Source organism: Methylobacterium sp. E-045 (genome assembly GCF_022829685.1).
GTDB lineage: Bacteria > Pseudomonadota > Alphaproteobacteria > Rhizobiales > Beijerinckiaceae > Methylobacterium.
In genome coordinates this window covers 1-21479 of record NZ_JAKSYE010000109.1, presented here as the reverse complement: position 1 = coordinate 21479, position 21479 = coordinate 1, and the positions used below count along the sequence as shown (strand labels likewise).

The 21479-nt window shown below is 68.6% G+C and carries 23 protein-coding genes and 1 pseudogene; 11 read left to right on the top strand and 13 right to left on the bottom strand.

Annotated features, from left to right (window positions below; translation table 11 throughout):
• Positions 1-54 precede the first annotated feature (54 nt).
• Positions 55-930, top strand: coding sequence for a collagen-like protein (locus tag MKK51_RS20685; protein ID WP_243980396.1), 876 nt, complete (start codon positions 55-57; stop codon positions 928-930).
• Here the strand turns inward: MKK51_RS20685 and MKK51_RS20680 are convergent.
• The 3 genes from MKK51_RS20680 to MKK51_RS20670 all read right to left on the bottom strand — a co-directional run bounded on the left by MKK51_RS20680 (position 925) and on the right by MKK51_RS20670 (position 3377).
• A complete protein-coding gene (locus MKK51_RS20680) occupies positions 925-2157 on the bottom strand; it encodes a TIGR03862 family flavoprotein (RefSeq protein WP_243980394.1) in 1233 nt (410 codons plus the stop codon). The genes MKK51_RS20685 and MKK51_RS20680 overlap by 6 nt on opposite strands.
• A gap of 57 nt (positions 2158-2214) precedes the next feature.
• Positions 2215-2979: a ComF family protein gene (locus tag MKK51_RS20675; protein WP_243980385.1), complete on the bottom strand. Its 765-nt coding sequence runs from the start codon at positions 2977-2979 to the stop codon at positions 2215-2217.
• Positions 2980-3149: 170 nt separating this feature from the next.
• Positions 3150-3377, bottom strand: coding sequence for a hypothetical protein (locus tag MKK51_RS20670; RefSeq protein WP_243980384.1), 228 nt, complete (start codon positions 3375-3377; stop codon positions 3150-3152).
• A 101-nt stretch (positions 3378-3478) separates the two neighbouring features.
• On the opposite strand from MKK51_RS20670, the gene MKK51_RS20665 reads away from it, so the two are divergent.
• A complete protein-coding gene (locus MKK51_RS20665) occupies positions 3479-4390 on the top strand; it encodes a class I SAM-dependent methyltransferase (RefSeq protein WP_243980382.1) in 912 nt (303 codons plus the stop codon).
• Between the two features lie 10 nt (positions 4391-4400).
• On the top strand, positions 4401-4760 hold the full coding sequence (locus MKK51_RS20660; RefSeq protein WP_243980381.1) for a DUF427 domain-containing protein: 360 nt from the start codon (positions 4401-4403) through the stop codon (positions 4758-4760).
• Between the two features lie 35 nt (positions 4761-4795).
• On the opposite strand, the gene MKK51_RS27425 is transcribed toward MKK51_RS20660, so the two are convergent.
• The 6 genes from MKK51_RS27425 to argJ all read right to left on the bottom strand — a co-directional run bounded on the left by MKK51_RS27425 (position 4796) and on the right by argJ (position 10530).
• Complete coding sequence (locus MKK51_RS27425; protein WP_243980379.1) at positions 4796-6028, bottom strand: lytic transglycosylase domain-containing protein; 1233 nt, start codon at positions 6026-6028, stop codon at positions 4796-4798.
• Between the two features lie 11 nt (positions 6029-6039).
• A complete protein-coding gene (locus tag MKK51_RS20650) occupies positions 6040-6225 on the bottom strand; it encodes a hypothetical protein (protein WP_243980377.1) in 186 nt (61 codons plus the stop codon).
• 313 nt (positions 6226-6538) lie between these two features.
• The gene (locus tag MKK51_RS20645) at positions 6539-8068 is read right to left on the bottom strand and encodes a DUF6880 family protein (RefSeq protein WP_243980376.1); all 1530 of its coding nucleotides are present in this window, start codon (positions 8066-8068) and stop codon (positions 6539-6541) included.
• A 52-nt stretch (positions 8069-8120) separates the two neighbouring features.
• Entirely contained in the window at positions 8121-8540 is a 420-nt protein-coding gene (mutT, locus tag MKK51_RS20640; RefSeq protein WP_243980374.1) for an 8-oxo-dGTP diphosphatase MutT, read from the bottom strand.
• Positions 8537-9283 carry an SIMPL domain-containing protein gene (locus tag MKK51_RS20635; RefSeq protein WP_243980372.1) on the bottom strand — a complete coding sequence of 249 codons (747 nt, stop codon included), beginning with the start codon at positions 9281-9283 and terminating at the stop codon, positions 8537-8539. The genes mutT and MKK51_RS20635 overlap by 4 nt, the downstream gene beginning before the upstream one ends.
• Positions 9280-10530 carry a bifunctional glutamate N-acetyltransferase/amino-acid acetyltransferase ArgJ gene (gene argJ, locus MKK51_RS20630; protein ID WP_243980370.1) on the bottom strand — a complete coding sequence of 417 codons (1251 nt, stop codon included), beginning with the start codon at positions 10528-10530 and terminating at the stop codon, positions 9280-9282. The genes MKK51_RS20635 and argJ overlap by 4 nt, the downstream gene beginning before the upstream one ends.
• A 288-nt stretch (positions 10531-10818) precedes the next feature.
• Between argJ and MKK51_RS20625 the strand changes: the two genes are divergently transcribed.
• On the top strand, positions 10819-11223 hold the full coding sequence (locus tag MKK51_RS20625) for a histidine kinase (RefSeq protein WP_243980368.1): 405 nt from the start codon (positions 10819-10821) through the stop codon (positions 11221-11223).
• Between the two features lie 110 nt (positions 11224-11333).
• Here MKK51_RS20625 and MKK51_RS20620 read toward each other — a convergent pair whose 3' ends face one another.
• Complete coding sequence (locus tag MKK51_RS20620) at positions 11334-11864, bottom strand: PRC-barrel domain-containing protein (RefSeq protein WP_243980365.1); 531 nt, start codon at positions 11862-11864, stop codon at positions 11334-11336.
• Positions 11865-12045: 181 nt separating this feature from the next.
• Between MKK51_RS20620 and MKK51_RS20615 the strand changes: the two genes are divergently transcribed.
• The 3 genes from MKK51_RS20615 (at position 12046) to MKK51_RS20605 (ending at position 13542) form a co-directional block, all read left to right on the top strand.
• The gene (locus MKK51_RS20615; RefSeq protein WP_243980363.1) at positions 12046-12603 is read left to right on the top strand and encodes a glutathione peroxidase; all 558 of its coding nucleotides are present in this window, start codon (positions 12046-12048) and stop codon (positions 12601-12603) included.
• A gap of 382 nt (positions 12604-12985) precedes the next feature.
• Complete coding sequence (locus MKK51_RS20610; protein ID WP_243980361.1) at positions 12986-13213, top strand: hypothetical protein; 228 nt, start codon at positions 12986-12988, stop codon at positions 13211-13213.
• 89 nt (positions 13214-13302) lie between these two features.
• Positions 13303-13542, top strand: coding sequence for a hypothetical protein (locus MKK51_RS20605; RefSeq protein WP_018042095.1), 240 nt, complete (start codon positions 13303-13305; stop codon positions 13540-13542).
• A gap of 1 nt (position 13543) precedes the next feature.
• On the opposite strand, the pseudogene MKK51_RS20600 reads toward MKK51_RS20605, so the two are convergent.
• Positions 13544-13792, bottom strand: a pseudogene (locus tag MKK51_RS20600) (response regulator transcription factor); the annotation flags it as partial.
• A gap of 161 nt (positions 13793-13953) precedes the next feature.
• Here MKK51_RS20600 and MKK51_RS20595 point away from each other — a divergent pair.
• Positions 13954-14907 (top strand): MBL fold metallo-hydrolase, encoded by a 954-nt coding sequence (locus MKK51_RS20595; protein ID WP_243980359.1) that lies wholly within the window; start codon positions 13954-13956, stop codon positions 14905-14907.
• Positions 14908-14984: 77 nt separating this feature from the next.
• Here the strand turns inward: MKK51_RS20595 and MKK51_RS20590 are convergent, their stop codons facing one another.
• On the bottom strand, positions 14985-16304 hold the full coding sequence (locus tag MKK51_RS20590) for a GGDEF domain-containing protein (protein WP_243980357.1): 1320 nt from the start codon (positions 16302-16304) through the stop codon (positions 14985-14987).
• A 320-nt stretch (positions 16305-16624) separates the two neighbouring features.
• Here MKK51_RS20590 and MKK51_RS20585 point away from each other — a divergent pair, with 320 nt between their 5' ends.
• A complete protein-coding gene (locus tag MKK51_RS20585; RefSeq protein WP_243980355.1) occupies positions 16625-17251 on the top strand; it encodes a nitroreductase family protein in 627 nt (208 codons plus the stop codon).
• A 10-nt stretch (positions 17252-17261) separates the two neighbouring features.
• Positions 17262-18881, top strand: coding sequence for an AMP-binding protein (locus tag MKK51_RS20580; protein ID WP_243980354.1), 1620 nt, complete (start codon positions 17262-17264; stop codon positions 18879-18881).
• Positions 18882-18943: 62 nt separating this feature from the next.
• Here MKK51_RS20580 and MKK51_RS20575 read toward each other — a convergent pair whose 3' ends face one another.
• Positions 18944-19615: a hypothetical protein gene (locus MKK51_RS20575; RefSeq protein WP_243980352.1), complete on the bottom strand. Its 672-nt coding sequence runs from the start codon at positions 19613-19615 to the stop codon at positions 18944-18946.
• Positions 19616-19770: 155 nt separating this feature from the next.
• On the opposite strand from MKK51_RS20575, the gene ahcY reads away from it, so the two are divergent.
• Positions 19771-21171 (top strand): adenosylhomocysteinase, encoded by a 1401-nt coding sequence (gene ahcY / locus MKK51_RS20570; protein ID WP_243980350.1) that lies wholly within the window; start codon positions 19771-19773, stop codon positions 21169-21171.
• The last annotated feature ends 308 nt before the right edge of the window (positions 21172-21479 follow it).

The following is a 21479-nucleotide window of genomic DNA, read 5'->3' as shown; positions in this document are numbered from 1 at the left end:
AGAGAACCCATGCGCCTCGACCATGCCGCCCCGTGCCCGGCCCCGACAGGCTTCATGGCCAAATCGTTGATGGGATTGATGATCCTGGCCGGACTCGCGGCCGGGCCGGCCGCGGCCCAGGCGCCCGGTCAGGTCAGTCCCGGCCAGCCCGGGCGTGGGATGAGCGCCGCCCCTGCGACGGATGCCGCCGCGGCCCCGGGGCCCAGGACGGTCCGGGCCAAGCCCAAGCGGGTCGTGGCGCCGTCGCAGCCGATCCAGGTCTACGATGCGCGGATCGAGGCGGGGGACCTGCGGATTTCCGGCAGCGTGCGCAAGGCCGGCACCGTCGTGATCCTCGACGAGGACATCTCGGTGATGGCCGATTCGCGCGGCCGATTCCTGTTCCGGCTGCCCTATCGGCCCGCCACCTGCGTCGCGGCGCTGAAAGCCGGCGAGGACGAGAGGGAGGCCGTGGTGGCCAATTGCGCGCCGGCCGGCGAGCCCGGACCCAAGGGCGATGCCGGCCCGCAGGGAGAACCCGGTCCCCAGGGTCTGGCGGGGTTGGCCGGTGCGCCGGGTGTGGCGGGGCCCGCAGGCGAGCCCGGACCGAAGGGCGACGTCGGACCCAAGGGGGAGACAGGCCCGCAGGGGCCGGTCGGTCCCAAAGGCGATGTCGGCTCCAAGGGTGATACCGGTCCAAGAGGCGCTCCCGGTCCCCAGGGCGAACCGGGCGCCGCCGGCATCACGGCCAGCGCCGCCAACGCCACCCTGCGTCCCGTTCGCAACGAGAACTGCGCGTCCGGGGGCTGCGAGTTGAGCTGTGACAGCGGCGAGGCCTTCGTCTCGGCCTATTGCCTGTCCTCCGGCAGCCCGTCCTTCGCCAATGGCGGCGCCAGCGCGTCCTGTCCGTCCGACGCCAGGGGCATGGTCGGGTTCTGCTCGCGTCTATAGGTCCGGGCCGGCCTCATCGAGCCAGTCCATCATCCCGGCGGCCGCGGCGCGGCCGCTGGAAAAGGCGCCCTGCAGCAGGTAGCCGCCGGTGGGGGCTTCCCAATCCAGCATCTCGCCGGCGACGAACACGCCGGGCCGCGCCTTCAGCATGAAGCGGGTGTCGATGGCCTCGAAGGCGACACCGCCCGCCGTGGAGATCGCACGCTCCATCGGGCGGGGGGCAAGGAGGGTCAAGGGGGCCGACTTGATCAGGGCCGCGAGCTCGGCCGCCGCAGACGGAAGAGCGCGACCGGCGGCCTCGCGCAGCAAACCCGCCGCCACGGGATCGAGCCCTGCATCCTTGCGCAGGCGCGTGGCGAGGGACGCCCCCTGCTTGTGCGTCGCGAGGCGTCGCATCAGCGCATCCTCGGACAGGTCCGGCCGCAGGTCGAGGATGAGACAGGCCTCGCCTCGCGTCTCGATCGCCTCGCGGATGAGGCGCGACAAGGCATAGACCGCCCCGCCCTCGATCCCGTCCGCGGTGACCATGGCCTCGCCGCGCACGGTCTCGCCGCCGAGCCTGAGCGCGACGCGCTTCAGGGGCGTCCCGGCGAAACGGTCGCGGAACAGGTCCGACCACGGCACGGTGAAGCCGACATTGGCGGGTTTGAGGGGCGAGACGGCGATGCCCGCCCCGGTGAGAATCGGAACCCAGGCCCCGTCCGAGCCGAGCCTCGGCCAGCTCGCGCCGCCGAGGGCGACGAGCGTCGGCCGGTCCTCCAATGCGATCCGCCCTTCCGGTGTCTCGAAGAGCAGATGCCCGTCCTCCCAGCCGAGGAAGCGATGACGGGTGAGGATGCGGACGCCCATGGCGTCGAGCCGCCCCAGCCAGGCCCGCAGGAGCGGAGAAGCCTTGAAGCTCTTGGGAAAGACCCGCCCGCTGGAGCCGACGAAGGTCGGCTGGCCGAGCCCCTCGCACCACTCCCGCAGAGCCTGCGGGGAGAAGGCGTCGATCGCTCCGGCGAGGAGGGGCCGGGCCGGGTGGTAGCGGCGCTGGAACGATGCCGGCGGCTCGCTGTGGGTGAGGTTGAGGCCGCCGCGTCCGGCGATGAGGAACTTGCGCCCCACCGAGGGCATCCGCTCGTACAGCGTGACGCGATGACCGGCTTCCGCCAGCATTTCGGCGCCAGCGAGCCCCGCCGGGCCGCCGCCGATCACCGCAATGTCCCGCAAGGTCGATCCTGTCATGGCGCTGGGAGGCCGTGGCTGCGACCCGCTGTCAAGGGTGGATCGAGGTTTGGCGTGTCATCCGGCCTCGGCGGCGACCAGGGCGAAGGTGAGCACGTCCACCGATGAGGCGCCCCCGCGCAGAAGGGCCCGCGACGCGGCATTGGCGGTGGAGCCGGTGGTGGCGACGTCGTCGATGAGCAGGACCTTGCGTCCCTGGAGCCGTGGCCTCGCGGCGGCCGGCACCCGGAACGCGCCCTGGAGGTTCGTCGCCCGCGCGGCGCGGCTGAGGCCCACCTGCGAGCGCGTCGCCTTCACGCGTGCCAGGGTCGCGGTCTCGCAGGGCAGACCGGTGAGCCGGCCGATCCCGCGACCGAGGAGGGCGGCCTGGTTGAAGCGGCGGCGCCAGAGCCGCGTCCAGTGCAACGGCACCGGCACGAGACAATCGACCTCCCGCAGCAACTCGGCGCCGGCCGCCGCCATCATCCGCGCCATGGGAGCGGCGAGATCGAGCCGGTCCTCGTATTTCAGACGGTGGACGAGATCGCGCGCCACGTCGTCGTAGAGCGCGACGGCCCTGGCCCGTCCGAAGACCGGCGGATCGGCGATGGCCCGTGGGGACAACAGGGGGCCGAGTCCGAGATCGACGGGAAACGGCGTGCCGAGGCGCTGGCAATAGGGCTGCTCGATGAGGCGCAGGCCCGACCAGCAGCGGGGACACAGGGCATGCGGATCGGCGGTGGCGGCACCGCATCCGGCGCAGGTCGGCGGATAGATCAGGTCGAGGGCGCCCGCCGAGATCGAGCGGAGGCCTCGACGAAGAAACTGGGCGGCGGACACCATGCCCCTTGCTTACGGTCTCGTCCGCCGCTCCGCGACGAGATTTTGCTGAGCCGGCCTTTCGCGGAAACGAGCCCTGCGAAACAACGGCTCAGACCCATCGGCGCCGATCCCGACCGACGGCCGGAATCAGGGCGTTCGGCGGACGCCCGCCGCAGCGCGGTCGTCTGATATTACTGTCCGGCGGGCTGCTGAGTCTGGTTCTGCTGCTTGTCCTTCTTGTTGGCCCTGTGGCGGCCGATGGCGCATCCGGCCGCCGCCCCCACCACGCCATGGCCAGCCACATGGCCGGCGACGCCGCCCACGAGGGCGCCCTTGATACAGCCCTTGGCTTCGGCGGCATCGCTCAGGGACAAAGCCGCGAGGGTGGACAGGGCGATCGCCGCAACGAGTCGAATCATGGGTCCGGTCTCCGGTTTCCGTTATGGAGCTCCAACATTCCGCCGTTCGCGCCCGTTCCCCGCTGGCAGGATCACGTTTCCGCGCCAGCTATCAGGTTGAGATGACGATTCTACCGCCCCTCTTCGACACGGGTCTCGCTCGCCGTCGGCTCGCCCGCGCCATGCGTGCGGGCCATGCGGATTTCCTGCTCTCACGCCTCGCCGACGATCTCGACGACAGGCTCTCCGCGGTCCTGCGAGCATTTCCGGAGGCTCTCGACCTCGGGACGCCGAGTGCCGCCCCCGCCCGAGGCCTCCTGCGTTCCGGCCGTGTCGGCGCCATCACCCGCGTGGCTCCTCTGGCCGAGGCCAGCGATGGTCTCGCCCTCGCCGTCGGTGATCCGGAGGCGCTGCCGCTGGCGTCCTCGCGCTTCGACCTCGCCGTGTCGCTGCTGGCCCTGCAGCACGTCAACGACCTGCCGGGGGCGCTCGCGCAGCTGCGCCGGGTGCTGAAAGCCGACGGGCTGTTCGTCGGCTGCCTTCTGGGCGGCCGTACCCTCACCGAACTGCGTCAGGCCTTCGGCCAGGCCGAGGTCGAGATCGAGGGCGGGATCAGCCCGCGCGTGGCGCCCTTCGCCGAGGTGCGTGAGATGGGAAGCCTGCTCCAGCGCGCCGGCTTCGCCCTGCCGGTGACGGATGTCGACACGATTACGGTGCGCTATGCCGATCCCTTCGCCCTGATGCGCGACCTGCGCGCCATGGGCCTCACCAACGTCCTGACCGAGCGCCGGCGCACACCCCTGCGCCGCGACACCCTGATGCGGATGGCCGCGATCTATGCCGAGCGGTTCGCCGATTCCGACGGGCGTCTGAGGGCGACGTTCGAGGTCCTGTGGCTCTCCGGCTGGGCGCCGCACGAGAGCCAGCAGAAGCCGCTCAAGCCCGGCAGCGCCAAGTCCCGTCTCGCCGACGCCCTCGGCGTTCCCGAGATCATACCCGGCACGATCACGCCCGGCACGACGGACGATCCTTGAGGAGACGACCATGAGAGAACCCGGCCCGGATCATCCGATCACCATCGAGACGAGCCCTCGGCGCGTCCGCATCATCGTCGCCGGCACCGTGATCGCGGAATCCGGTGCCGCCCTCGTCCTTCGCGAGGCGAGCTACGGGCCGGTCCATTACCTCCCCCGTGCGGATGCGCGCTGGGAGTATTTCACCGCCTCCGCGCGCAGGAGCCACTGCCCCTACAAGGGCGAGGCCAGCTACTACACGCTGACGGTGGGCGATACGGTTCGGGCCGACGCGGTCTGGAGCTACGAGGATCCATTCCCCTCCGTCGCCGAGATCAGGGACCACCTCGCCTTCTATCCGGACAGGGTGGACGCCATCGAGGTGGGGTGAGGCCCGCGACCGTCTCGGGGTTCACCGGAGCGCTCTCACTTCAGGCAACTGGCGAAGCCGGGGACGTTGTCGGCGGCATCCCAGCCGTCCTTCGTGCTGAGCCGCATGCAATCCCCGAAGAAGGCGACCCAGTTCTCGATGTGACGCCCGGTTCCGGTCGGATAACACAGGAGCTTCCAGCGATTGCCGGGTGACGCGTCGCGCCGGAGAGATCCGGCATTGTAGGCGGCGGCCACCAGCGGCGGATCGAAATGGCTCAGCCCGCGCTGCTGGGCGATGTAGGCCGTGCCCGCCTCGATGGAGATTTCGGGACGCAGGAGATCGTCCCCGTCGAGCGTGCGGTTGCCCAGGGCCTGACGTGCCGTTCCGACCAGGGTCTGCATCAGCCCGACACTCTCGTCGTTGATCCGAGGCTCGGCGCGCCGCGCATTGGGATCGCCGCCGCTCTCGGCCGCGATCGTCGCCACGATCAGCTCGACGGGGACGCCGTAGCGCTTGGCCGAGGCCGCGCAGAGATCGCCGTAGCGCGACCAGATCCGGGCGACGGTCTTCGGTTCGCCGGGCGTGCCCTGCGCCGGTGCGCCCTCCACGGCGATGCCGTCGGCGGTCAAGGCCCAGGACACGCTGTCCGGGAAGTGCTTGTGGGGCCGCGCCAAGGCCCCGATCACGTCGGCGAGGATTCCCGGCGGGGCGGGTATAGCGGGTTCCGAGCGCGTGAGGCTGGCGAAAGCCATGGGCAGGACGGCCCCGGATTCCGCCGACATCGCGAATGCCGGTGCCGGTGCCGGTGCCGGTGGAGGGGGCGCGGGGCGCGTGCTTTGCCTCGCCAGTTCCGTCCCCAGGTTCTGAAAGGTCGAGCGGATGGCCTCGTTGCTGTCCTTCGAGCCCTGGCTGCTGCCCCAGTAGAAGGAGACGATCGAGGCGGCGATGCCGTTGATGAAGCCGACCGCCGTTCCGATCAGGCCGAAGGCGGCAACGGCGCCGTCCTTGAGCGGTGCGGTATTCCCGAAGGCGAGCCAGAGACCGCTGATGACCGTGGCCACCATGCCGCCGATGGCGATCCAAACGATCCACATGCCGGCTTTGAAGACATTCACCGAGATTCCGGCCGCCAGTTGGAAATCCTGTGCTCCCTTGCGGTTCTGGGCATCGACTTCGGCGAACCGAATCCCCGCATCGAGTTCGTATTTGCGCAGATCCGCCTCCGCCTGTTTCAGGGCGAGGACGAATTGCGGGTCGGTGGCATTCTCCTTGACGATCTCCGTCACCTGATCCGGTTTCAGGGTCGAGGGGGGGCGGCTCCCAAGCCTTCTGCGGCGGCCTGTCCGGTGGGAAGGTATTTCTGCAGAACGTCCGAGACGACCGACGAGGCGATCAGGTTGAAGGGCGGCGGCAAGGCGAGTCCGGTCAGCAATGTCGGTGCCGTGGACCGCAGGATTGTCTTGACGATCTCCGGGATCTCCATGGCTCGCCTTTTCCTCGACTGATCGATTCTGTCCAGGCGGGGTCACGATCGACGATGTCAGGCACGACGGATCGTTCGCTCGGCGCTTGTCGGGCGCGTGAGCGGGATGTGCCGGACGAAACCTTGCGTGGACGGTCGCCTACCGATGACCGGAATCGGCCATCTCAGGTTTCAACTTCGCAGAAACGTGATTTACTTCAAGTTATTTTTTGGGAGGGGCCGGACGGTCCATCGCGTCGAGAGAGAGGGATCTTCCGCGGCCTTCGAGGAGGCACAGGGGCATTTTGCCGAGGCGATTGGAGGAAAGACGGAATCAGCCCTTCACCTTCTCCCAGAAGGCGGATTTCCGTCCGTGCGCCTTGCGCAGGGCGTCACGGTAGGTGGCATGGTCCGGGGCGAGGTCGCCCGGTTCGAGCCGCTGCGCCAGGGCATCGAGGGTCAGGAGGTGGCGTGCGCCGTAACCGTAGGCGCTGGAGCGGCCCTTGCTCACCATGTCGTCGATCATGCAGCGGTAGAGCAGGCTCGCCGCCTTCGGGCTCGCCTCTTCCAGAGCCTCCGCCGCGGGAGCGAGGATTTCATAGCGGCTGCCGTCCCAGGTGGCGGCCTTGTCGATGACAAGGCGCGCGGCGCGGTCGAGCTTGGGCCAATGCACGAAGAAATGCAGGGCGCGGTAGGGATCGGCGTGAGCGGCCGCATGGTCGAAGGCGCGCTCGAGCGCTTCCTCGTCCTCGAAATCGGGGAGCTTGGCGACGTAATCGCGCAGCATCTCGCGGTCGAGACGCGCCTCGAAACCGGCCCAGCGCTTCCCCTGCGCATCCTCTCTCCGGCCGAGAGCGTCGAGGATACGGATTTCGAGGGAGGTTCGCTCGCGCCGGGGCGCGTCCGGATCGAAGCTTCCCGTCAGCATCTGCTCGCGGGTGACGACGACGACACCGCGCTTCTGCGGCCGTCCGATCCAATCCAGCGCCTCGGCGGCGCGGTTCGCCGTGAGCAGGCGCTCGGCCACGGCCACGGTGTCGGGATGATCGGGGGAGATCGTCTGTTCCAGGGCGATGAAAGCCTCGACGTCGCCGCGCCGGTCGGCGAGGGCCTGTCGCATCCGCAGCAGGCGCATGCGCTGCATCTTCCGGTCCCAGCCCTGTGTGCTGAAGGCGGTCGATCGGGCTGCCGGCTTGACCGACGCCTTCGGCTCCGGTGGCGTCGCCGCGGCGAGGGCCGCGTCGACCGGTTCCAGTGCGGTGTCGGGCAGGCCCTCCACCACCGTGAGCAGCAGGGCATCGAGGATGCCGAACCCGTCCGCCTCCAAGAGCGGCACCAGTTTCACGGCCAATCGGGCGGCGTCGGCCGTGGGGAGTCGAAGGGCCAGGTCGGCGGCGGCATGCGTCGCCCGTTCGTAGACGCCCACCACTTGACCGCTCGAATCGTCGACGCGCTCGAGGACGCCCTGCGCGCCGCCGATGAAACGGATCAACCGGCCGAGGGCGGCATCCACGTCGAGGGGGGCCAGTTCCGAGACGATGGTGGAGACCGTGGCGTCGAGATCGGCGGCGAAGGCGCGCCGTTTCTGCCAGTCGATATAGCCGTGGGCCCGTTCCAGGGCGGTGAGCCGCCTGTCGACGAGAGCGGCCACGGCATCGGGGCCCTGCAATCCGGCGATCGCCGCGGTGACGAGCTTCTTGAAGGCGGGATTGCGCGCCGTCTCGTCGAGGACCAGACCGATCAACCGGTCGAGTCCCAGGGGCGCCAGGGTCTCGGGGGACGGCGTGGTCTTGCGCGAGACGCGCTTCGGCTTCTCCACCACGTCCGCCTTCGGGACCGCCTTCACCGCTGCCTTGCGCGCCATGCTTCCCGTCTCCCGCCTCCGAGAGCCAACCTGTGGCGGCCGGGCCCGTCCATCAAGGCCCGAGGAGATCGACCAGGAACGGGGTCAGCGGCGCATCGGCCGGGGGCATCGGCTGGTCCTTGAGAGCGCGCGGGTGCACCCATTTCAGGGCCTGTCCCTCCATGGACCGGGCCGTGCCCTCCCAGCGGCGGCAGACATAGAGCGGCATCAGCAGGTGGAAGTCGGGATAGGCGTGGCTCGCGAAGGTGAGGGGGGCGAGGCAGGCCTCCTTCACCTCGATCCCGATCTCCTCGCGCAATTCGCGGATGAGGGTCTCCTCCGGCCGCTCTCCCGCCTCGACCTTGCCGCCGGGGAACTCCCAGAGACCGGCGAGCTGCTTGCCCTCCGGGCGCTGGGCCAGGAGGACACGGCCATCCGCATCCACCAGGGCGACCGCCACCACGAGGAGGATGCGGAACGGAGGCGGCGTCACGGCAGGATCGCGAAGCTGGCCGAGATCTCGGCGCTCGTCTCGATCGTGCCCGCCGCGAGCGGCACCGGCACGCCGGAGCGCTTGGACCGCACCGGCGACGGCGCCATCGCCATCGGCATCCCGCCGCCCTGAGGCGTCGTCTGGATCAACAGGGGCGCTCCGAGCTTCACCCCTGCCGCTTCCGCGAGGCGTCCGGCCTGCGCCATCGCATCCTTCAGGGCCGCCACCTGCACGGTGGCTTCCGCCGCTTCGGGATCCTTCAGGCCGAACGCCACGCCCTCGATCCGGTTGGCGCCGGCATCGAGGGCCTTGCGCATCAGCTCGCCGAGCTTGCCCATGTCGGCGAGGCGCACCCGTACGCTGTTGGCGGCGCGGTAGCCGTCGGGCTTCTCGGTGGTGCTGCCGTCGGGCTGGCGCACCTCGCGCGTCGCCTGGGTGAGGGTGACCGCCGTCGTGCCGATATCCGTCTCGCCGACGCCGAACCCGGACGACAGCGCGATGAGTGCGCGGACGACGGTGCTCGCTCCGTCGAGGGCGGCGGCGGGCGTCGCACCCCTGGCCTCGATCCCGATCTCCACCGAGGCGAAGTCGGGCGGCGTCTCGGCGCGGGCGCGGCCGGTCACCACGATGCGGCTCTCGTTCCTGGCCTTGTCGTCGTCCGCCGAGGCGGGGATCGCGAGGGTGGGAATCGTGAGGGCGAGGGCGAGGCTCGCCGCCGCCGCCCGGTGGAGGAGGCGCCTCATGAGCGGTAATCCCCGTTGATCTCGATATAGCCCTTGGTCAGGTCGCAGGTCCAAACCCGCGCCGTGCCGTCGCCGAGACCGAGGTCGACCGTGACCGACACATCCGATTCGCGCATGACGGCGCTCGCCGCCGCCTCGCTGTAATCCGGGTCGCGGGCGCCTTCGCGGGCGACGCGGACGTCGCCGAACCAGATCGCGAGGCGATCGCGGTCGGCGGGCTCGCCGGCCTTGCCCACCGCCATCACGACGCGGCCCCAATTGGCATCCTCGCCGGCAATGGCCGTCTTCACCAGGGGCGAGTTGGCGATGGACATGCCGATGCGGTGCGCGGACGCATCGCTCGTCGCGCCCTTCACGTTGACGGTGACGAACTTGCGCGCGCCCTCGCCATCCTTGGCCACGAGCTGCGCCAGCTCGATCAAGAGGTCGTCCAGCGCCGCCCGGAAGCCCGACAGGCGGGCGTCGCCCGGATCGGTCACGGGCGCGTTGCCGGCGGCTCCGGTGGCGAACAGCATCAGCGTGTCGGAGGTGGAGGTGTCGCCGTCCACCGTCACGCAGTTGAAACTCGTCTGCGTGCCGGCGCTCAGAAGCGTTTGGAGCACGACCTGCGGCAGGGCCGCGTCGGTGAAGACGAAGCTCAGCATCGTCGCCATGTCGGGGGCGATCATGCCCGCACCCTTGGCGATGCCGTTGATCGTCACGGGCGTCCCGTCGATCGTCGCCGTGCGGGTGGCGAGCTTGGGGAACGTGTCGGTGGTCATGATCGCCTGCGCCGCCGCCGCCCAGGCTTCGGGGCCGGTCTCGGTCCGCGAGGCGCAATCGGCCAGCACGCCCTCGAACTTCGTCGCGTCGAGGGGTTCGCCGATGACGCCGGTGGAGGCGATGAAGATCTCGTCGGGCCGGCATCCGGCCGCTTCTGCGCCGATCTTGGCGGTCAGCGCCACGGCGTCCCGGCCGCGCGCGCCGGTGAAGGCATTGGCGTTGCCGGAATTGACGATCAGGGCGCGGGCGCCTTCGCGCGCCAGGGCTTCGCGACACCAGTCCACGGGGGCCGACGGGCATTTGGAGCGGGTGAACACCCCCGCCGCCTGCGTTCCCGGCTGCATCGCGAGGTAGAGCACATCGGTGCGCCCGGAATAGCGGATGCCGGCCTGTGCGGTGGCGATGCCGACGCCGCCGATGGGTGGAAGCTCGGGCACGCTCGTCGGGGCGAGGGGCGAGACGGGAGTGGCTTTGGCTGATGACATCGGTCGGTCCGGCTCCGGCTGTCCGCCGCGAACGATGGCATCGCGCGGCGGGGCCGTGTTGCCCCGTGCATTGCCGCCCCGTCAACCGCCGCAGCGGCCGATGCGCCACCGATCCAGGGAACAGTCGAGCCGGAGAGGAATTCCCTTGATACAGGTCGGCTGCTGGCAAAGGCTCCTTGTCTTGCGACACCATCGCATCCTACGATGCTGCGTCGCACAGTGATCGCCGTGCCGGTGTCGGCTCGTGCCGATCCAGGCAGGTCCCGACAGGAACGAGGAGATTCGATCATGGAATCGACGGCTTCCACCGGCGGAGCCTATGGCGTTCAGGTTCTGATCGCCGGACGACAGAAGCATTGGCGCGACGAGGTCGCCTCGCAGATCCGACGCGCCGGCTACTCGGCGACGACCGTCGATTCCGGTGTCGACGCGATGACGGTCCTGGCGCTCGGCCTTCCGGTTGACGTTCTGGTGACCGACATCAGCCTCAAAGGCGAGTTGTGCTCCACCAAGCTGGTCCTCGAGGCACGCGCATTGCGGCCCGACCTGCGTATCGTCTTCGCCAACGAGGCGCCGTGTGACCCCCTGCCCGAAGTGATCGACGAGGCGACCGGCGACGTGTTCGTCACGAACGAAGTCAGGAACGATGCGGTCGCCAGCACCGTGCGCGAGGCGCTCTGCACGCGCAACTGAGTCGGCCGGTCCGGATCCGGACCAGGAACGAGAGAGGCGGCCGAGGCAATGATGTCTCGGCCGCCTCTCTCGTTTTGGTGCCGCAACGCGGATGCGCGGCGAGATCGATCTCAGGGGGCCGTCTTGCCGTCTGCCGGCCTGGTGTCGGAGGCCTTCGTGTCCGCCGGCTTCGCGTCGCCGGAATTGGGCTTGGCCTGGCCGAGATAGACATATTCCGGGGCGGCGCGGAGCTGGTCCTTGTTGGTGTCGATCGTCGCCTTCAGCGTCTTGTCGTCGACGCGGGTGAGCTTCAGGGCGCTGGGATCCACGGCCACGTATTTCGTGCCGATGCCGAGGAAGCCGCCGACGCCGACCACCCAGGCCTTGATGGTGCTGCCCTCGTCGAGAACGATGTCGGCGATCTCGCCGATCGTCTCGTTGGCGCCGTTCTGGATCGTCAGGCCGATCAGTTTGGACGTGACCCGGTCCGTGGGGGTCTGGGCGACGAAGGTCGGACGCAGATCGTTGCTGAGGGTGGCGGGCGCCGCCGGCACCGGTGCCGAGCCCGCGTTCTGCGGATCCGTCGTCTGAGCGCCGGCCATCGTCGCTCCTGCGAAGACGAGGGGCGCTGCGAGGGTCGCTGCAAGCAACAGGATGCGCATAGGGCGTGTCTTTCCGCTCTGGGTTCGGGGGTCGAACTCGGTCCTCGCTCAAGCTGAGCCCTTGCGAAAGGTTCCACCATCACCGTGCCCGATGGTGGACAGGCGGTAAGACCGGACTACTTTCGGCAGGGTCGCGGGCGGGCCGATTCCCATCCTCGGCTCTGCAAGGGAGCGACCCTCGATGACCCTACTTCGCCGCCAAGCCCTGATCCTTCTCGGGACCGTCATCGCCACCGGCGCCCGCGCCGCCACCAACGACGGCAATGCCGGGGCCTTCACCTTCGAGAAACCGGAAGGCGGGCTGATCGCCTTGAAGGATTTCGCGGACAAGCCGATCCTCATCGTCAACACCGCCACCGCCTGCGGCTTCGCCGGGCAATTCTCGGGGCTCCAGGCGCTGTGGACACGCTTCGGCGGGCGCGGCCTGACGGTGATCGCCGTGCCGTCACCGGATTTCGGCAATCAGGAGCCCCTCGACGGCGTCGCCATCGCCGAGGCGGCCCGCCGGAATCACGGCGTCACCTTCCCCGTCGTCGCCAAGACCCATGTGCGCGGCCCTCAGGCCCATCCGTTCTATCGCTGGGCCGCCGCCGAGAAGCCCGGCTCCACGCCGAACTGGAACTTCCACAAATATCTGGTGGGCCGCGACGGAGGACTCGTCGGTGCCTATCCCTCGTCGGTGGAGCCCAACGATCCCCGCATCGTCACCGCCATCGCCGGCGAATTGAGCCAGAGCTGATTCCCTGTGGCCGCGTCATCGGGGGATGTCGCGGGGAGGAAGCAGCGAATCGGTCCGCTGCGGTCGCACAGCGCGCCGCCGAACCTCCCCGCCCGGCGAGCGTTCGTAGGCGGGATGGGCGCGGGGTGGGGCGGCCGAGGGATAGTTCGACGCGAACGGATTTGCCGGCACGCGCTCGGGGCTCCCGAACAGGCTTGCGCCCGATTGGGCAAAGGCCGCCGGACAGGCGAGAATCGCGCAGAGGGACGCGGCAGGCAGGAGAAGGCGCATCGTCGGATCTTTCTCGCATTCCAGTCGGCCGTTGACGCCATAGCCCGGCTTCCCACATCCGGCGAGGCCCACCGGACGGGCCGTGATCCACCGGCTGGGAAGAACGACAGAGATGGACCCTCACGAATTCGAGCATGACGGCATACGTTTCGAGGTGCGCTTCGAGCGGGTCGCCGAGGGCTGGATCTGTAGGATCCACCGGGAGGGGAGGGACACCGCTCACATCATGGCGTTTCCTGACGGAGTCGGCTTCGACCCGAGCGATGTCCGGGGCTCGCTCATCGCCGGCTGCGAGGCTGCGGTGGCCGTCCTCGACCATGCTCTGCCCACCCGGCACTGAGCCTGCGACGGAACCTCGGACAGGCCCGCCCCGTTCGCCTTGCCGATGACCCTGGCGCCGATACGCCGGCGCCGCGAGGAGACACCCGCATGTCCGAGATCACTTACCGCATCGTCGAACACGATGGCGGCTTCGCCTACAAGGTCGGCGACGTCTTCTCCGAGACCTTCCCGAGCCACGACGAAGCCCTGCAGGCCGCCCAGGCCGCCGCCGCCGAGCAGCAGGTGCCGGGCTCCACGGAAGGCATCCGCTACCAGGACGGCAAGGGCGACTGGCACGACGAGACCGCCCAGGGCAACGACCGCCCCACGGCGAAGGTCGTCGATTAGCTCACGCCCAGCCCGCGCCGGCCTCGTCCTCCGGTTGGACGAGACCGGTGCGGGCTGCGATCCAGACCAGATGCGCGTCCGTCTCCGCACGGAGCTTCGCCTTGATCAGAGACAGGGTGTTCTGGATCGTCTTGCGGCTCAGGCAGAGGGTCTCGGCGATGGACGCGACCGTCGCTCCCAGCGCCATCAGACGCAGGATGTCCGCTTCCCGCGGGCCGAGTTCATCGAGGGGTATGGCGCGCCGTCCGGCATCTGGCAACGATCACGGGTCTCCGGGCAAGCGGGGGCCGGGCCGATCGGGAAGAATTCCCGCCTGCCGTCGGGAGATATTCCCTCGCGCCGGCCGAAGACCTGGGCGACAATCGGACCACGACCGAAGTCTGGATCACGATCGACGTCAGGACCATCACCATGCACGGCTCGATACCGCCCGTTTCCCCGGCGCTCCCCCGCCTGACGCGCCGAACCCTCCTCGGCGCCGCGCCGCTGCTGCCTTTGCTCTGGTCGGAGACCGTCCGGGCCGCTCCCGCCGCCGCGATCTACCGGGTCGGCGGGTTCGAGATCGAGCCTCTCGACGACGGCACGTTCCCCTTGGAGCCGAGCATGATCCCGGCCGCCGACAGCGAGGCGGGGCGCGCTCTGCTGACCGCCGCCGGCCTCCCGCCGGCTGGACCTTCGCCCGAGCCGGTCAATGCGTTCCTGGTCCGGCGCGGGACGCGGCTATGCCTGGCGGATGCCGGCTGCGGCACCCTGTTCGGCCCCGATCTCGGCCGGATGCCGGCGGCTCTTGCCGCTCGCGGGATCGACCCGTCCCGCATCGACGCCGTCTGGCTGACCCATCTCCACGTGGATCATGCCGGCGGCCTGCTCCTTCCCGGAGGCGCGGCGCGCTTCCCCAATGCGGAGATCGTGGTGCAGGATGCCGAGGCGGTCTACTGGAGCGATCCGGCCTCGCGTGCCCGAGCATCGGCGGAGATGGGGCCGTTCTTCGACACCGCCCTGGCCGTTCTCGCGGCCTATGCGGGGCGGATACGGCGTGTCACCGGCCATGCCGACCTGATGCCGGGCGTCACCTTCGTACCCTTGCCCGGCCATACGCCCGGCCATGCCGGCCTGCTCTTCGAGGATGGCGCCCAGCGCCTGCTGGTCTGGGGCGACGTCATCCACTCCCGCATCCTGCAGATACCGCATCCCGACTGGTCCGTGATCTGGGACCTCGACCCGGCCGAGGCGCTGGCCACGCGGCGGCGGGTTTTCGACAGGGCGGTGGTGGAGGGGCTGGCGGTTGCCGGGATGCACCTCGCCAACCGTGGACATATCGAGAGGAGCGGCGACGGCTACGCCTTCATCGCCTCGCCATCATGACCGAGGACATGACCCTCAGCAGGTCGTGAGGCGCGAAACTGGCGGCCCTTGTCGCTGACCCCACCTAGGCGCGCCGGTCATCCCGCCTTGGCGACGGGTGGTGTCTGGGTGGCGCTCCAATGGGCGGCGACCACGCGTCTCGCGGAGCCGCCTTCGCCGTTGCCGGTCCTGCCGTTGCGACCGGTCCGGTTCCGGCCCGAGCCTTTGGCCTCGTACAGCGCCATGTCGGCCGCCTCGATCAGCCCCCCGGTCGTGACCGCGACGCCGCAACTCGTCGCGACGCCGATGCTGACGCTGACGAAGCCGAGATCGTCGTTCCTGTTGTCGTGCAGGAGACCCTTCTCGGCAACGCTGCGGCGGAACCGCTCCGCGAATCCATAGGCTTCGTCGGGGTCTTTGGTGTGCATGAGGACGGCGAATTCCTCGCCGCCATAGCGGCACACGAACGCTCCCGAGCCCGCGGCCGTCTTCGCCAGGAGGGTGGCGACCTCACGCAAACAGGTGTCGCCCGCGCCGTGGCCGTAATGATCGTTGAAGAGCTTGAAATAGTCGACGTCGATCAACATCACGGCGAAATGCCGGCCTGCCAGGCTGGCCTCCCAGAACTCCGAGAGTTCGCGGGCGAAGGCCCGACGGTTGGCGATGCCGGTGAGGGGATCGGTGGTGGAGAGGTGGGCGAGGGTCGTGTTGTCCTCGGCCAACCGCTTGGCGCGCAGGGTCTCGCGCAGGTTGACGAGATAGTCCCGGCGGTTCGCGGCTTCGATCCTGTAGGTGGCGACGAGGCTGAAGAGGATGCCGGTCATCATGTCGAGACCGAGGACGCCCCCCACCGAAGGCACGATCTCCGGCTTGAGACACAGCCCCGCCACCACGGCCACGGCCGTGATGGCCGACAGGAAGCAGGCCCAGAAGAAGCGAAGGGGTAGGGTGATGTTGGCGAAGAGGACGCTGAGCCAGATCGTCGCCGTGGTCAGTGAGACCAGGGGGCCCGTTCCCATCCAGAAGATCAGGATGGGGATGCCGGTCGCGGCGAGCATGCCGATTCCACCGATGGCTTCCCTGACCGGTCCGCTCACCCGTCCCACAGCCCATATGATCAGCAGCGCGATCGGCGTCATCGCCAGGACGCGCAGGCAGACATTGAGCCAGGCCAAGTCAGGTGTCGTGACGAAACCGGCGATATTGTAGATGTGGAAAACGCCCATTCCGAGAATGACCGTGCGACGGATGTCGCGGACGCGCTTCTCGCGCGTGTCCTCCTCGAAGCGCGCTTCGAGATCGGGGTCGAAGGCCAGCTTCAAGCTCTGCGTGTGCAGCTGCCGATCGATGGCGTCGAGCATGCGCATGTCCGAGCCGACGCTCAAGGCATCGGCCACCGGCTTCACGTCAATATTCAACCGGCAAATCGATTGTTCAGTCACGCGATGTGTCCACGGCCCACGGCCATTCGCCCCGAAATCGCACTAGCCCAAGCTTTGGACCAGACCGTCCTCAACCTTGAAACCGCCGTTTCGTCTCATCGCTGTGTCAAAGAGACTGTCAGCGGGAATGAATATACCTATCGACACTGACGTTCCCTATAAGTGATCGCTCAAATTTGAGCAATTCTATACAACGTTAAATGGAATTTGGCGAGCCTTCAGTCGGTGTGCGTACGGGACATTTGCGCTTTGCACCCAACCTCGTGCATCTCCCCCTGAACGCTTGGCAGGCACGAATGTGCCATGCGGATTCGTTACCTTTGGAGATTGCCTTGCCGCCTCGTCAGACCGACCACGAGATCGATCCGCTCTTCGTCGAGCGCCGCTCGCCGCGCGCCTTCACCGGTGAGGCCGTGCCGGAAGCGGAGTTGCTGCGCATGTTCGAGGCGGCGCGATGGGCGCCGTCAGCGTATAACTCGCAGCCCTGGCGCTTCCTCTACGCTCTGCGCGATACGCCCGACTGGCAGGTGTTCTTCGACCTGATCGTGCCCGGCAACCAGAAATGGGTGAAGGATACCGGGGCCATCGTCATCCTGGTCTCGAACACGCAGATGAAGGTCGGCGACGAGTTGAAGCCGTCCTGGAGCCATTCCCTCGACGCCGGCGCGGCCTCGGCCAACTTCCAGCTCCAGGCGATCCGCCAGGGCTGGCATGCGCACGGAATGACCGGCTTCGACAGGGAGCGCACGATCACGGCCCTCAACGTACCGGAGACCTATCGGGTGGAGGCCGCCTATGGCGTCGGCCGCATGACCCCTGCGGCCGATCTCACGGAGGAGCAGACGGCCAAGGAGAGCCCGACCGGACGCCGCCCGATCACGGATTTCGTGTTCGCCGGCGGCTTCAGGACCGCCGGGGCGTGAGGTCTTCGTCGTGCTGAAACCCGCCCCCGATTACGATGCCCTGGTGTCGGGTTTCGCCTGGGACATTCCCGAGCGATTCAACATCGGCGTCGATGTCTGCGACCGCTGGGCCGCGATCGAGCCGGATCGCGCCGCGATCCACGACGTCTCGTCCTCGGGGGCGGTGACGACGACGACGTTCGGAGAGTTGAGCGAGGCATCGAACCGCCTCGCTCACGCCCTCGTCGGACTCGGCCTGCGCCCCGGCGACCGCGTCGGGGTGCTTCTGCCGCAATCCGCCGCCGTCGTGATCGCCCATGCCGCCGCCTACAAGCTCGGCGCCATCGCCCTGCCGCTGGCCGGCCTGTTCGGCCCGGAGGCGCTGGAATACCGCCTGTCCGATTCCGGCGCTGCCGCGCTCATCACCGACGCGGCCGGACTGGCGAAGATCGAGGGCATTCGCCACGCCCTCCCGGCCCTCGCCCATCTCGTCTGTCTCGACGGTGCCGTCGGCGGAGCCCTGGACTATGCCGATCTGATCGCCTCGGCCCCGACCGGCTTCACGGCCATCGACAGCCGGGCCGACGATCCGGCCCTGATGATCTACACGTCCGGCACGACCGGCCTCGCCAAGGGGGCGCTCCACGCCCATCGCGTGCTCCTCGGCCATCTGCCGGGCTTCGCCATGATGCACGACTTCCCCCCCAAAGCCGGCGACCTGATGTGGACGCCCTCCGACTGGGCCTGGGCGGGCGGCCTCCTCAACGCGGTCCTGCCGAGCCTGCATCACGGCGTGCCGGTGGTGGCGCGGCCCACTGCGCGGTTCGCGCCGGACTCGGCCCTGGCCCTCATCGCCGAACTCGGAATCACGACGACGTTCCTGCCGCCCACCGCCCTGCGGATGCTGCGCGGCGTGTCCGACCCGCGCGAGCGTTTCGATCTCTCCCGGCTCCGCAACATCGCTTCGGCGGGCGAGGCCCTGGGCCCCGAGACGTTCGAGTGGGTCCGCAGCGAACTCGGTCTCACCATCGGCGAGGCCTATGGCCAGACCGAGTGCAACCTCGTCCTCGCCTCCTGCAAGGCGGCCGGCATCGCGCGGGCGGGCTCCACCGGCCGGCCGGTGCCCGGCCACCGGGTCATGATCCAGCGCGCCGACGGCGGCGAGACGGCGGTGGACGAGCCCGGCGAGATCTGCGTCGCCCGGCCCGACCCGGTGATGTTCCTCGGCTACTGGAACCAGCCCGAGGCCACCGCCGCCAAGTTTCGCGGGGAGTGGATGCTCACCGGGGACACCGCCCGGCGGGATGCCAACGGCTACGTCCATTTCATCGGCCGCGAGGACGACCTCATCACCTCGGCGGCCTACCGTATCGGACCGGTGGAGATCGAGGATTGCCTCCTGCGCCATCCGGCGGTCGCCTCCGCGGCGGCGGTGGGCAAGCCGGACCCGCTCCGCACCGAGATCGTCAAGGCCTTCGTGGTCCTGCGCGACGGTGTCGTTCAGAGCGAAGCCCTGGCCGACGAGATCAAGGCCTTCGTCCGCTCCCGGCTCTCGGCCCACGAATATCCCCGCGAGATCGCGTTTCGCGAGAGCTTGCCGATGACTACGACCGGCAAGATCATTCGGCGGCAGTTGCGCGACGAGGGCTGAGGCTCATGACCGCTCGAGCGCACCGGGGACGATCTCGTCGGGCGGGTCATTGGCAGGGACTTTTATGGGGCGGCCCGGTCCCTGTCCTCCTGAAGCCGATGCACCCATCGCCAGAACGGGTCGTCGCTCTCCCTGGCAAAACCGTCCGGTGGCGTCGGCACGATCTCGGCGACCGTCCTGGGGATCGTCACGCCGTAGGTCGTCGTCAGCCAATCCCGGAAGGGCGGGTTGTCCACCTCCATGTCGTAATCGGGTTCGTCCTCCGGCTCCGCGTCGGGATCCGCGAGGCCAGTGCCCAGCTCGTTGTGACCGATGGCGAGAAGCCGCAGGAAATCGAGGGGCGTCCGTCCGAGCACGCAGAGCCCATCGCCCTCGGAACCGAGATGGACGATGCGCTGACATCCCTCGTCATCGAGCCAGAAGGCGGCATAGGAACCGTCCGCGCCCGTCCGGGCGAAGGGGATCAGGTGCGCGGCGGGTTCGGGGCTTCCGAACCAATCCTGCGCATAGGAGCGGGCCTCGTCCTCGTCCTCGCCCTCGACCCGGAACAGAACGACGGCGCCGCGGTAAGGCGGCTCCAAGGGCTGGAGCGTCCCGAACCGATCGCCCGGCACACGCTGACTCTCGTGCAGAAGGCCGCGCTCCTCTATCCAGTCGAACAGGGCCGCGATCTCCGGCGGCAGCGTGAAGGCGCCCGGCAGGCGGGCCCGCATCTCGTCGGTAAAGCGTCCCATCTCTCTCCTCGTCCGTGTTGCGATCACCCAGCCTGGAACACGTATGATCACCCAGCCTGGAGCACGTATAAAGACATCTTTATGTCTTGATTGCCTCCGGGCGCCTCGCCTGCTATAGGCCTTCGCCATAACGAAGCGAGAGAAAGCATCGCCCCATGGCACATGATTACATCGTCAAGGACATCGGCCTGGCCGAGTACGGCCGCAAGGAAATCTCGATCGCCGAGACCGAGATGCCGGGCCTGATGGCCACCCGCGAGGAATACGGTCCGTCGCAGCCCCTGAAGGGCGCGAAGATCGCCGGCTCGCTGCACATGACGATCCAGACGGCCGTGCTGATCGAGACCCTGAAGGCGCTCGGCGCCGACATCCGCTGGGTCTCGTGCAACATCTACTCGACCCAGGACCACGCCGCCGCCGCCATCGCCGCCGCCGGCATCCCGGTCTTCGCCATCAAGGGCGAGACGCTGACCGAGTATTGGGATTACACCTCCAAGCTGTTCGACTGGCATGACGGCTCGATGCCGAACATGATCCTCGACGATGGCGGCGACGCCACGATGTTCGTCCACCTGGGCCTCCGCGCTGAGAACGGCGACACCGCCTTCCTCGACAAGCCCGAGTCGGAGGAGGAGGAGATCTTCTTCGCGCTGCTCAAGAAGAAGCTCGCCGAGAAGCCCAAGGGCTGGTTCGCCGGTCTCGCCGATTCGATCAAGGGCGTCTCGGAAGAGACCACCACCGGAGTTCACCGCCTCTACAACCTCGCCAAGGAGGGCAAGCTGCTCTTCCCGGCCATCAACGTGAACGACGCCGTCACCAAGTCGAAGTTCGACAACCTCTACGGCTGCCGCGAATCGCTGGTGGACGGCATCCGCCGCGGCACCGACGTGATGATGGCCGGAAAGGTCGCCATGGTCGCGGGCTTCGGCGATGTCGGCAAGGGCTCGGCCTCCTCGCTGCGCCATGCCGGCTGCCGCGTGCTGGTGTCCGAGGTCGACCCGATCTGCGCCCTCCAGGCCGCCATGGAAGGCTACGAGGTCGTGACGATGGAGGATGCCGCTCCCCGCGCCGACATCTTCGTCACCGCCACGGGCAACAAGGACATCATCACCCTCGACCACATGCGGGCGATGAAGGACCGGGCGATCGTCTGCAACATCGGCCATTTCGACAACGAGATTCAGGTCGCCGGCCTGAAGAACATGCAATGGTCGAACATCAAGCCGCAGGTGGACGAGATCACCTTCCCCGACGGCCACCGCATCATCCTCCTCTCGGAGGGACGCCTGGTGAACCTCGGCAACGCGACCGGTCACCCGTCCTTCGTGATGTCGGCCTCGTTCACCAACCAGACCCTGGCCCAGATCGAGCTCTGGACCAACCCGGGCAAGTACGAGCGCCAAGTCTACACCCTGCCCAAGGCGCTGGACGAGAAGGTGGCGATGCTCCACCTCGAGAAGATCGGCGTGAAGCTCTCGAAGCTGCGTCCTGATCAGGCCGCCTATATCGGCGTCTCCGAGAACGGCCCCTTCAAGCCGGACCATTACCGCTACTGACAGGGCGGGCGGGAGGCGACTCTCGCCGGCTCGCGAAGACGCGATGAGAAAGGCCCGGCGTCTCCAGGCTGTGTGGAAAGCCGGGCAATTTGATAGACTGGCCGCCTCGGGAACGGGGCGGCCATTTTCATGGGATACATCGTCGGCGAGGATCGGGCTCAGGCGTGGCTGATGCCGGCGTGCGTCGAAGATTACGTGGGGGCGGAGGCGGCCGTCCGCGTGATCGACGCCTTTGTCGACGGGCTCGACCTGTCAGGTCTCGGCTTTGTCCGCTCGGTTCCCGCTGCGACGGGGCGCCCGGGCTACGA